This is a genomic window from Kiritimatiellia bacterium (assembly GCA_025054615.1).
Classification (GTDB): domain Bacteria; phylum Verrucomicrobiota; class Kiritimatiellia; order CAIVKH01; family CAIVKH01; genus JANWZO01.
Map to the genome: position 1 here is coordinate 50,465 of JANWZO010000015.1, position 11,288 is coordinate 61,752.

The 11,288-nt window shown below is 61.4% G+C and carries 9 protein-coding genes; 2 read left to right on the plus strand and 7 right to left on the minus strand.

Going from position 1 to position 11,288, the window contains the following annotated elements:
• Positions 1-54 precede the first annotated feature (54 nt).
• The 7 genes from NZ740_08065 to NZ740_08095 all read right to left on the minus strand — a co-directional run bounded on the left by NZ740_08065 (position 55) and on the right by NZ740_08095 (position 8,602).
• Positions 55-1,101 carry a polysaccharide pyruvyl transferase family protein gene (locus tag NZ740_08065; GenBank protein ID MCS6771963.1) on the minus strand — a complete coding sequence of 349 codons (1,047 nt, stop codon included), beginning with the start codon at positions 1,099-1,101 and terminating at the stop codon, positions 55-57.
• Positions 1,098-1,922, minus strand: coding sequence for a LamG domain-containing protein (locus NZ740_08070; GenBank protein MCS6771964.1), 825 nt, complete (start codon positions 1,920-1,922; stop codon positions 1,098-1,100). The genes NZ740_08065 and NZ740_08070 overlap by 4 nt, the downstream gene beginning before the upstream one ends.
• Positions 1,919-3,085 (minus strand): mandelate racemase/muconate lactonizing enzyme family protein, encoded by a 1,167-nt coding sequence (locus NZ740_08075; GenBank protein MCS6771965.1) that lies wholly within the window; start codon positions 3,083-3,085, stop codon positions 1,919-1,921. Before NZ740_08075 ends, NZ740_08070 begins: the two co-directional genes overlap by 4 nt.
• 161 nt (positions 3,086-3,246) lie before the next feature.
• A complete protein-coding gene (locus tag NZ740_08080; protein MCS6771966.1) occupies positions 3,247-4,038 on the minus strand; it encodes an undecaprenyl-diphosphate phosphatase in 792 nt (263 codons plus the stop codon).
• A gap of 114 nt (positions 4,039-4,152) precedes the next feature.
• Positions 4,153-7,704, minus strand: a complete 3,552-nt coding sequence (gene dnaE / locus NZ740_08085; protein ID MCS6771967.1) for a DNA polymerase III subunit alpha — start codon at positions 7,702-7,704, stop codon at positions 4,153-4,155.
• 248 nt (positions 7,705-7,952) lie between these two features.
• Positions 7,953-8,303, minus strand: a complete 351-nt coding sequence (locus NZ740_08090; protein ID MCS6771968.1) for an HPF/RaiA family ribosome-associated protein — start codon at positions 8,301-8,303, stop codon at positions 7,953-7,955.
• Positions 8,300-8,602 (minus strand): hypothetical protein, encoded by a 303-nt coding sequence (locus tag NZ740_08095; GenBank protein ID MCS6771969.1) that lies wholly within the window; start codon positions 8,600-8,602, stop codon positions 8,300-8,302. Before NZ740_08095 ends, NZ740_08090 begins: the two co-directional genes overlap by 4 nt.
• Before the next feature lie 210 nt (positions 8,603-8,812).
• Between NZ740_08095 and NZ740_08100 the strand changes: the two genes are divergently transcribed.
• Entirely contained in the window at positions 8,813-9,355 is a 543-nt protein-coding gene (locus NZ740_08100) for a hypothetical protein (protein MCS6771970.1), read from the plus strand.
• Between the two features lie 56 nt (positions 9,356-9,411).
• Positions 9,412-10,965: a PP2C family protein-serine/threonine phosphatase gene (locus NZ740_08105; GenBank protein ID MCS6771971.1), complete on the plus strand. Its 1,554-nt coding sequence runs from the start codon at positions 9,412-9,414 to the stop codon at positions 10,963-10,965.
• Positions 10,966-11,288: the final 323 nt, after the last annotated feature.

The window sequence follows — 11,288 nt, forward strand, 5'->3', positions numbered from 1 at the left end:
TTTACAAACCATGGAAGCGCTAAAGTGATCTTTTTCCATGGTATGGAAATTTGCTCAGCTCGGCGACGTTGCGAGGGCCGTTCGGAGGAAGGCGCGAGATTCGTCTCGGGCTCGAGCCAAACGGGGTTCAGATTCGGAGTAATCCAGCTCGGGATCCGGCAGCGGATCCGAGGTGCTGCCGATTTTCACAAGACGACTGGACAACCCGATGTCGCTCAGCAGATCGCCCATTTTCATCGCCTTGCTCGAGGAGAGAAACGCGGTGAACGGCTTACGGTAAATCAGTGAAAAAATGATGCCGTGGAAGAACCCGTTGAAGATGTAATCGGCCGCCGCGTAGTAGCCGATCCATTCCGCCGGCGAGAGCTCCATTTTGTTGATGGCGCCGGCCAAAGGATACGCAATAGCAACGACGGGTTTTCGAACCCGCTCGGCGAAACGGCGGACATATTCCGCCTCGGCCTCCGAGCAATTCGCGTAGACGAGCACGTATCCGGACTCGGGCGGAGGAACCGCGACACGCTCGTAGCTGTCGAGTAGGAGCGTGGGGTCAACTGTTTTCACGGAGGACAGCCCGCATTCGTCGCGCAGAATGCGCATCGTGTGTTCGTCCCGCACGCCGAGCGCGCTGAATGCGGACAACAGTCGCGTGATTTCCCCGCGGTGGGCGCCCGTGGTGGCGGTGAATCCGAATGTGGCGGCGTACGCGACGCGACGGCCCCCCTCCGCGAAATCGAGGAAATAGGAGGGATCGTAGCCGCGGAATGAGTTGATGTTCCAAACCTCATCGCTGCCGGTGATGGTGCACGCGTACCGCCCGCGGAGCTCGTCGAATCCCTCGCGCGTCTCGAACGGCCGCGGACTCAACGGAATCTCGCGGCGGAGAAAGTCGTCGAACCTTTCCTGGCGGACTCGGTGCTCGCGCTCATAGGGATTGTTTTCGAAGAACGCCTTGCGATAGGCCTCGATCGCTTTGGTCGGCCGATAATCGATGGTTTCGACGCTATGCCCGCAGTCCCGCAGATAGCGGGAGAGCGCGTAGGCTTGCAGCATCGCGCCGTAATTCATGACGTGGTGATACGTGAGGATTCCGATTTTCATACGCCCTCCATGCGCCCGCACAGTGCTAGCACCCTCAGTTCGGCTTCATCCAACGCGCGCCCGTAGACGGCCAGGCCACCTAGCAAGCCGGAGAAGCCCTCGCAGGCGGGCATTCTCTCATCTGGATATCCGTGCCACAGCGCCATGGCCCGTTGGGCGACTGTAAAATCCGCGCCGCCGGAACCGCCGTCAAAAATTGAATCGTCGAACAGGAAGGGATTCGCATCGCCGTTGGTGTCGAGCTGCCCGTTCACATAGACGCGTATGTGGCGGAGATCCCAGGTGAACGCGATGCAATGCCAATGTTCCGGGTAGCATTCTGTCCGGCCTGTGGCATAGGAATAACAGGCTGGGTGGCCTGGCGTATGGCCGCCGCTTTGCGACAGATATCCGTGAACCCGAAGACGGCACTCAGTGCGGTTCATCGATGGAGAATGGCTCTGCCGCGTCCCATTATAGAAGAGGGCGTACTGTCGCAGATGATCATGTTCGTTCCAGACACCGGCGATGAATTGCCAGGGGCGATCGCTGTCCGGCCTGATCCACGCCACCATCGAGAGGGGAGAGCGGCCATGCAGATCGAGCGGGCCGATGTCTTTACGCGGAATGCGGAGCCACTGGCCCCATTCGATGCGCAATGAACTGGGGCCGAAAATTCCCTCTGGCGCTCTACGGATGGGCCCGCGCATTTCTCGGAGCAACAGCGCGCTGTGGCCACGAGCCGCATGCAGGGATCCCTCGCCCTGAAAATCCCAAAACGCGATAAGTGAGGAAATGTCCTCCGGCCGTACCGGCTCCCTCCGCATAGCCGGGACGCTCATTTTGAAAGTTCCGAGACCAGGAATGGCTGGACGTAGTCGTCGTTGAGTTCGACGCCGAGGCCCGGCCGGTTCGCGTGCGCGGCATCGAACGCGCCATCCCGCGCGATGGGTTCAAACGGCTCGTGCACCATGTCGTACCGCCCGTCCTCCCAGAACGGAAACCATTCCTGCGGCGAGGCGTTGGGCGTGGCCAGCATAAGATGAAGCGATGCGGCGGTGCAGATCGGTCCGGCGCAATTATGAAGCTGGACCCGGACTGAATACGACTCGGCCAAGGCCGCGATCTTTCGCGTCTCCGTGATGCCCCCCGCGAGGCAGACGTCCGGTTGGACCACATCGAACAGGCCCTTTTCAAGGTAGGGCAGGAAATGCTGACGAAGATAGAGCCGTTCCCCACCCGCCAGCGGCAGGCGGGGGAGCGCCGCTCGAACGCGCGCGGTGGCGTCGGCGTGGAGCGTGGCCACCGGTTCCTCGATGAAGGCGGGTTCAAGTTCTACCAGTTCCGCGCACCAGCGCACGGCGTCGTCCGGCGCAAGGGCGCCGTGCAGATCAAAATACAGGCGAACGTCGGGCCCTATCGCCTCCCGCACGGCTTTCGCACGCGCGACACCGCGTTTGCCGGCCGCAGGGTCCAGTTGGACGGCGGCGGCTTGGGTTCGACCCGCGTGTTCGCGAAAGGGATCGAATTTCAACCCGCGCCAGCCGGCTGCAACGGCAGCGGCGGCCTTCGCGGCAAACTCTTCGGGCGTCTTCGCGTCGCCATACCAGTGGTTCGCATAGAGATCCAGCGAATCCCGAACACGGCCCCCTAGCAGGTCGTGGAGCGGGCGACCGACCGATTTGCCCTTGATGTCCCAGCAGGCCAGGTCGAAGCCGGCCATTGCGCCGTATAGGGCCAGCGAATGGCCCAGCCCCCAATAGCTACCGCGGAAAACGGATTGCCACAGCGCCTCCGGCCGTGCGGGGTCGCATCCGAGCACGAATCGCTCGCCCACTGCCCGCGCCGCGGCAAGCACACTCTCGCCGCCGACGCCGTAGGGCATTGCGATCTCCCCCACCCCGCAAAGTCCATCGTCGGTGCAGAGCCGGATGGCGAAAAGCTGGTGATGCGGCGGGCGTTTCCGCAAATCGATGTGATACAACTGTATGCGTTCGACCTTCATTCGCTTGCCCCATGCAGGGGCCGGACGGCAGCGGGCTGACGCCCCGCAGGACGCCGACCTTCTACGAACCTCGGCTTAAGGCTAGTATGTTCCAGCGTGCGTTCCCAGAAAATTTCTATCGATCCGCCGGATCCGCGGAGACGCCTCTACGGAGCTACCGACTAGAGCAACAGCCAGACCGCGGCGGCGACCGCCAGCCGATACCATGCGAACGGCGCGAGACCGTGACGGGAAATCCAGTGCAGAAAAAAGCGGATTGCCGCGGCGGCCGACAGATACGCCACGATAAATCCGATGGCAAACCAGGGGATGGTCTCCGCCGTCAGCAACGAAGCATTTTTCAGCAGATCGTAGGCCACGGCCAGCGTCATCACGGGCACGGCCGCGAAGAACGAGTATTTCACCGCACTGGCGCGGTCCAGCCCCAGCATCATCGCGCCGAGGATCGTGCAGGTCGACCTGGACATGCCGGGCCAGAGGGCAAGGCACTGAAAGAGGCCAATGCCCAGCGCCATCCGCCACGTCATGGCGGAGAGACCGACAGCCGGACGGTCACTATGCAGCCGCTCCGCAACCAGGATCCACACCGCGCCCGCCGCCAGCCCGACCGCAACGGTGTCCGGGCCAAACAGGTGCGCCTTGATCGCAGCGTGGCTCGCCCGCCCGACCACCACCGCGGGAAGCGTGGTCAGCCCGAGAAAGAGGATTCCATTGTAACCGCTGAAACCCGGGCCTGAGGGCTCGCTGAACAATTCCGCGAACGTTCGCGTGTACATGGTGACCACTGCCAGGATCGCCCCGAGTTGGATGAAGACCTCGAACAGCTTCGCCGTTTCTCCGTCGAAGCCGAGCAGGTGGCCGACGAGAATCAAGTGGCCGGTCGACGAAACGGGAAGGAACTCCGTGAAGCCCTCGACCAGGCCCATGACGACGGCGATCCAATGCTCGTTCATCCGGCGTCAGGATGCGCTACACGCCCCGCTCCGCCAACACAATTCGAACCGTGCGGTCCGGGGCGGACTCCACGAGCGCCGCTCCTCTCCGCGCGACGCACGGTGGCAATGCGGTCAGCCGCCTGGCGATCGACCATTCCCCGAGCGGCTCCGAGGTCGAAGATAGGGCGCAGGGTTGACGGAGATGAACACGCTGCCCTCGCCAAGCACTTTTTCCAGCTCGTGGATCACTTTTTGCGAGGCGTTTGTTTGATATGCGGTGCCGGCTTGGACGAAGACCTTCTGGCCCCCGGGGAATTCAATACAGACGGTGACGGGCGTTTGACCGGGGTTGGAGCGGAGAACCTGACGCACCGCACCAAGGACCTCCTCGGTTGCTCGCGCCTCCGGCACGTGAAGGCTGATCCTCTGCACAAAAAAGCGGTGCGCCTCCTGCAAGGGGTAAATTTCGTTCGCCCGAATGTCCAGCTCGTCGCCGTCGCGCGCCAGCTCGCCGCAAACGAGCACTGGCGCCTCTTCGCGAACGTGCATGGCGTACTGTTCATAGGCGGCGGGAAACAGGACGACGGGTACCGCGCCCTCGAGGGTCTCTAGGCGAAACGTCGCCATTGGCTTCTGGTCCTTCTTCGTGAACCGCTTGGCAATCTGTGTCACGAGCCCGGCGATCCGTGTCGCAACCTTGTCCGGCGCGGATCGCAGGTCATTCAGGGTGTGGAGGCTGTATCGTTTGATTTCATTTCGGAAAGACGCCAGCGGGTGCCCGGAGATGTAGAAGCCCAGCAGCTCCTTCTCGCCCGCGAGATTTTGGCTCGCCGGCCACGGTTCGGCGGGGGGAAGCATCGAGTCATCGGCCACCGCGCTTGAGCTTTCCAATTCCTCAAACAGGGAGATCTGGCCAGATTTCCTGTCGCGCTGAATGGCCTCGGCTCGCGCCATGGCCGTTTCGATGCCGGCGTACAGGCGCGAGCGCGGCAGACCGGTGAAGTCGAAGGCGCCGCAGCGGACCAGACTTTCCAGGGTCTTTCGATTGACGAACTGGCTTTCGACCCGCATGCAAAAATCGACAAGCCCCCGGAAAGGTCCGCCGCGCTCGCGCTCTTTTACGATCGCCTCGACCGCGCCGATGCCGACGTTTTTGATGCCGGCGAGGCCAAACCGGATGGCGCGGCGCCCGGAGCCGTCGGGGCGAAGCGCGGTAAACCGCACGCCGCTTTCGTTGACGCTCGGCGGCAGAATCTCGATATCCAGTTCGGCGCATTCGGCCAGCAATTCGCCAATCCGGTCGTTGTCGCTGATTTCGACCGAGAGGTTTGCCGCCATGAATTCGACCGGGTAATACGCCTTCAGCCAGGCGGTCCGCCACGCAATGACGGCATAGGCGGCGCTGTGGGATTTGTTGAATCCGTAGCCGGCAAATCTGTCGATGATGTCGAAAATGGCTTCCGCCTTCGCGCGGGGCAGGTGGCTGTGCCGGGCGCAACCTTCGATGAACTTCTCGCGCATGGCGGCCATTTCTTCCTTGTTTTTTTTGCCCATCGCGCGGCGGAGCAGATCGCCCTGCGCGAGGGTGAACCCGGCGAGCACGTTGGCCGCCTGCTGCACCTGTTCCTGGTAGAGGAAGATGCCGTAGGTGTCTTTGAGGACGGGCTCCAATTTAGGGTGAGGGTAGTCAATTTTCGCGCGCCCGTTTTTCCGAGCGCCGAACTCGTCGACAAACTGCATGGGGCCTGGGCGGAACAGCGCGATCAGCGCGATCAGGTCTTCGAATCGGCTGACGCCAACCTTGCGCAGCATGTCGCGCATGCCTGCGGATTCCACCTGGAAGATCGCGACCGTGTCGCCGCGGCTCAGCAGGTCGAGGACTGCGCGGTCATCGTCCGGCAGGCGCTCAAGGTCCACCTTGACCCCATGGTTCCGTTCGATCGCCTCAAGGGTCTCCTGGATGATTGTAAGCGTCTTGAGCCCGAGGAAATCCATCTTGAGCAACCCGACCATCTCGAGCGGCTTCATCTCGAACTGCGTGCACGGCTCGCCCGATTTGTCGCGCGAGAGCGGAATCAGCTCGATGAGCGGCCTCTCCCCGATGACCACGCCCGCGGCGTGCGTGCCTGGGTTGCGCGGGAGGCCTTCCAGGACACGGGCATATTTGAGGATCCGCTGCGCAGCGGGCTCATTCTGGCAGGCCTGCCGAAATTCCGGATTTTCCTGCAGCGCGCGGTCGAGCGTCATGTCAGGCGCTTCGGGGATCATCTTGGCGAGCCGGTCGGCTTCCGAGAGCGGCAGCTCCAAGACGCGGGCGAGATCCCGGATGACCGTTTTGGCGCCTAGCGATCCAAAGGTGATGATCTGCGCGGTGTTCTCGCGGCCGTATTTTTGTTTGACGTAGTCAATGACCTCTCCGCGGCGCCACTGGCAGAAGTCGATGTCGAAATCCGGCGGCGACACGCGGTCCGGATTCAGGAAACGCTCAAAAAACAGCCCATATTTGAGCGGATCGATCCCGGTGATCTCGAGCGCGTACGCCACAACGCTTCCGGCGCCCGAACCGCGCCCGGGTCCGACGGGGATTTTGTTCTGGTGGGCGAAGTGGATGAAGTCCCAGACAACAAGGAAATAGTTGATAAATCCTGTTTTTTCGATGATCTCCACTTCGTGGAAAAAGCGCCGGACGATCGCCTCCTCCCGCTCGTTTTTCGGATTGTAGACATCGTCGATCCCATAGCGCTTTCGGAGCCCTTCCCGGCCGAGTTTGATCAAGTATTCCTTTTGGGTGTAGCCGGCCGGCACCTGATAGGTCGGAAAATGGAGCTCGCCCTTGCGGATCAGTTCGACGGTACAGCGCTGCGCGATTTCCACCGTGTTTGAAACGGCATCCGGCACCTCGTTGAACAGACGCAGCATCTCCGCGCCAGATTTCATGTAAAACTGGTCCGACCCGTACCGCAGCCGCTTGGGGTCGCTCATCGTTGTGCCGGTTTGCAGGCAGAGCATAACCTCGTGCGCCTCCGCGTGCTCCGGCAGCAGGTAGTGCACGTCATTCGTCGCAACGAGTGGGAGCGAGAGTTTTTTGGCAATTTCGAGCAGCCCCCGATTCACGACGCGCTGCTCTTCAAGGCCGTGATCCTGCAGTTCGATGAAATAATTTCCCTTTCCGAAGATTTCGGCATAGGTGCCCGCCAGCTTCAGCGCGCCTTCAAAATCGCCGCGCAAGAGCCGCGATGGAATCTGGCCGTTGAGGCACGAAGAGGTGCCGATCAGGCCCTTGCTGTATCGGGCGAGCGTTTCGAGGTCGATGCGCGGCTTGTAATAAAATCCTTCGAGGTGCGCGAGAGACACGAGGCGCATCAAATTCGCATAGCCCTCGTTCGTTTCGCAGAGAAGGAGTTGATGGTTCGCTTGTGAGCCGGTCTCCTCCTCGCGGCGCCGCTCTTTCATGGAGCCGTGGGCCATGTAGACCTCGCAGCCGATGATCGGGCGGATCCCCGCATCCTTCGCCTGCTTGTAAAAATCCACGATCCCGTACAACACCCCGTGGTCGGTGATAGCCAACGCGCTCATGCCGAGCTTCTTCGCCTGCTCGATCGCTCGGCCGATTCGGCAGCAGCCATCCAAAAGGCTGTACTCGGTATGGAAATGGAGATGGACAAATGGGACAGTCGCCGACATGGGGTACCTTATATAGCATTCCCACCCAGTCTCACGAAAGCAACCGCCTTGCTGCTGCGCTCTTCCTCCGGCCAAGGGGCCTGACTCTCGCGCGGCCTCAACTCGGATGCGACGGCGTGCGACAGTACAACTTTGCGCTCCATTGATACAAAAATGATGTATCCGCAATCACGGCATGGGAGGTATGCGAAAAAAAACGGACGGCGCCATGCGCCGTCCGTCGTCGATGTTCGATTGGACTTCCGGCCCTAGGTCAGGGCTTCCGCGAGGCGCCACCGGGGGGCGCGCTCGCGACGCGCCATCCGCGCCGTCTTCCTCTTCCGAAGAAGCTGCTCGACCTTTTCAACTAGCAAATCGACCGCTTCCAGCGGCTGTGATGCCTTCTGTACGGCACTAACATCGTTGCCCGGCACCTCCATGCGCACGTGCGCCTCGAACTGGGTCGGTGACGGGTGAGCACTCGCGCGCTTGAGAGTCACGCGGGCTCGCAGGGCGCGGCCCGCATAGTGCTCAAGACGGGCCACTTTCTCGATCGTTTTCTCTCTCAGAGGTTCCGTCAGTCGGAACCCTTCCGCGTGCACCAGGATGTCCATACTCATGCGCTTCCCCTTTCTTTTTCTTTTGGTTCTTGGAGGCGTGGGTTGGACGCCTTCCCCAAATAGGTGAAGCAATCTTCATGCCGGATCGGCGCGCCCAGATTCGGAATCCGATTCAGGGCGGTAATAATCTTGTTCTGAATGCGGAGAGATAGGCGCCGCCCTCGGCGCGCCTTGGCGACCTGTTTGTGCGTCAGCCCGAGATCGGACGCTAGATGAACCAAATCCGAATTGCGAAGACCGAGCTGAAGCATGAGCGCGTCAATCGGTTGGACACCGACATTCACCAAAAGGTTCGACACGGCAGAAGCCTGTGCGTTCGAACGGCTTCTCGGCGCGCGCCGCTCTCCAACATAAGGCCCCGTTACCCTGCCCCGAGCTTCTATCGGCCCACTTCGGAGACCGCCTCGCAAATTCGCCATTGATCTTCAGCTGCCTATCGGACAGTGTACCCCTCGCACTTCATCAATTCAAGCGCGTGGAGGAGAGATATGTTCCGTTTAGGCATCTGTATGATCTGCATGGGTGTGCTGAACAGCGCTGCACAGGAAGCTGACCTATCCTCGGTCTTCAAGGCGATTGGCGCGATGCAATCGGCCCAAACCAATGAGGCGGTTCAAGTGGCCGATTTCCGAGCCATGCGCGCGTTGCTCCCGAATTCGATCGGAGGCTACAAACGGAAGGAAAGTGGTGGCGAAAAGACCTCTTTTATGGGAATAACCACCTCATACGCCGAAGGCCGCTACGAGCAGGGGGAGGCCCGAATGACCGTCAAAATGACCGACTACGGCGGGACAGGCCTCGCGGGAATGCTGGCGGCCGCATGGACGATGTCCGAGGTGGATCGGGAGACCGAGACGGGTTTTGAGCGTACGGTGGACATCAGTGGACACCGCGCGCTAGAAAAATTCGATCACTCCGCCCGTTCGGGCGAACTCAAGATCCTCGTGGCCGACCGATATATGGTCGAGATTTCCGTTTACGGCGGAAAGCCGGAGGATCTGCGATCCGCGGCAGAGGCGATTCCTGTTCAGAAGCTAGCTGAGCTGAAATAGACTTCCTTCGGGGGGGGCGCTATGGGGCTGTCGGGTTTTGTTCTCGGGCTATGCGCATGATCCGAATCCCCATTCCTCAGCGGGCTGCGGTGCGAATGGCCCTGCTCGCCATGGCGTGGGCCGTAGTCATTCTGATCTTTGCGCTGGCCTACCGAACAGCTTCAAAGGCAATTCTGGATGAAATCCGCGCACAGGCGAAAGCGGTGGCCATTGCGCTGGCGGCAGCGATCGATCCCGACGATGTGACCGCCATTCGAGAGCCTGCCGACGTGGGTCTTCCCTCCTTGGCGAAAATTCAACGGCTGCTTTCCGCGGTCACGGATGCGAATCCGGACATCCGATACGTTTACGTGATGCGAAGGGATCCGACACCCGGGGCTCCTCCCTCCTCCTACGTCTATGTCGTGGACGAACCGGAGCGCGACCGGAACGGCAACGGACAAATCGATCCGGACGAGCGCAGCCAGCCGCCGGGCACCCCCTATGACGCATCCGCTTTCCCCGCCATGGTCTCGGCGTGGGACGGGCCCTCGGCGGACGAAGAGGTGACAGCCGACCCGCCCTATCCCGATTCCATCTCCGGCTACGCGCCGATCCGCGATGCGGCGGGCCAGACCGTTGCAATTGTGGGCGTGGACATCCTGGCCGAAACCGTCCATTTGAAAAAAGCGGCAGTTCGCCGCGCTGCGGTAGTGCTGGCCCTTGCGATGAATGCGCTGATCACGATGGTGCTTGTGCTTTATCGCCGCGAGCATCTTGCGATGGTCGAGAACCGAGCGCTCGCACGCGAACTTGCGTTCCGTAATGAAGTTTTGCAGGACACGAACCGCGAGCTGGAGCGTCTCAACCGACAGTACGAAGAAGAACTTGCCCTCGCGCGAGACGTTCAGCTCGGCCTATTGCCGCGGGATTTGCCGCGCCACGCCCGTCTCGCATTCGAGCGCTGCTTCGTCACCTGCGCGATGCTGGGCGGCGACCTCTATGATGTCTTCACGCTATCGGGCAATCGGATTGCCCTCTACGTGGCGGACGTGTCCGGCCACGGCGCCGGCGCCGCGCTGATTTCCGGACTGATCAAGATGGCCGTCGCCGGCATGAAGGGGGACCGCACTGGCTCGGACATCCTCGAGCGGCCTGCCAGGGTCATCGCGCGGATTAATGAGCTTGTGGCGCGGGAGCTGCCGCCGGACAAGTTCGTCACGATGATCTACGCTGTCATCGACATCGCTTCGCCTTCGATCACATGCCGGGTCGCGTCGGCAGGGCACCCTCCGCCGATCCATATTCGTGCGGCCGCCAGCGATGCATTCCCCGTCCCGATCCAAAGCGGCCCCGCCCTGGTCTTCTTTGAACAGGCCGATTGGCCGGAAAGCGAATTCCGCGTCGAGCCCGGTGACAAGCTGGCGTTCTTTACCGATGGCATCCCCGAGGCGATGAACGAACGGCACGAGGAATTCGGCGACGATCGCCTGCTGGAATTGCTCCGGACCCACGGCCGCGAGCCCGCTCCGTCGCTCATGGAGCGAGTGAACCGGGCTCTTGCGGCCCATCGGGGCACCAACGCGGTAAGCGACGATTACACGCTCCTGATCGCCGAATTTCTGGCGTGAAAGGGTCGGATTTTTGACGTGACCCTTTGAAAATTCCCCCCCTCGGGACCGAGATAGAAATGACCCGATGGCAGCGCAGGGAAGACCGCTGCACTGGGACAATTTCCAAATAGCAGGACAAGCGGACAAGGCTGAAGAAGGCAGCGAGGCGAGCGGACGGGCCCACCGAGGTCGGAGACCTGAAATCAGCGTTGTCCAGTTGCCGGAGGATCACTTCTAATTCGAAATGCTGCGTTGCAGGGACTGATCTCTTCATCCGCCTTCTCCCCTTGGAGGCGCGCACGCTGCGGCGCGCCCGTCCATCAAGATTGAATAGGGGCGCG